Raw genomic sequence first — 633 nt, 5'->3', positions numbered from 1 at the left:
AGACAAACGACAGCTCCGCTCGCGTTCCCTCGATATAACTGGCGCCTTTTACGAACCAGAGCGCGATGTAATCAAGGTCCTTTGAATAGGGCCGTTTGCCGAAGACGAATGGATAGTCGGCTTTCATTTCCTTACTCTGCGATTTTCCGCCCTTATATGGGGGATTGCCGATCAGGTAGATCTCGCCGCCTTCGTTCGGGCAGACCGAGTTCCAATCAACGCGAGTAGCATTGCCCTGGGCAATTTGGCCGGCTTCCTTCAGCGGGATCAGTTCGATCCTAAGATTGAACTTCTCGAAGAACTCTGCATTCATCTGATGCTTAGCAATCCATAACGAAAGGATTGCGACTTCTACGGCGAAGTCATCGATCTCGATGCCGTAGAAGTTCTCAACATTGATACGTGAATCTAAGGATATTCTCTGATGCTTAACGCTTAGATTTCCAAGACGTTCCAGGATCGCGTGTTCGAGGCGGCGCAGTTCCTTATACGCGATCACCAAGAAGTTGCCCGAGCCACATGCAGGGTCAAAAATCTTGATCTCACTAATCCGGTCAAGGAGCTTCTCAAGCTGTGGAACTGAGTTGTAAGCGTTATCGAACTTTTCTTTAAGCTCATTAAGGAAGAGCGGTT

The 633-nt window shown here is 48.8% G+C and carries 1 protein-coding gene; it reads right to left on the bottom strand.

Translation table 11 applies throughout. The features are described 5' to 3' along the window. Nucleotides 1-633 (bottom strand): DNA methyltransferase (locus B879_RS24260; protein WP_040401657.1); only part of this gene is annotated, 633 nt, incomplete at both ends.

It is taken from the genome of Cecembia lonarensis LW9 (assembly GCF_000298295.1).
Lineage (GTDB): Bacteria > Bacteroidota > Bacteroidia > Cytophagales > Cyclobacteriaceae > Cecembia > Cecembia lonarensis.
Note: the sequence above shows the minus strand (reverse complement) of the source record. Positions and strands in the feature narration are given on the sequence as shown.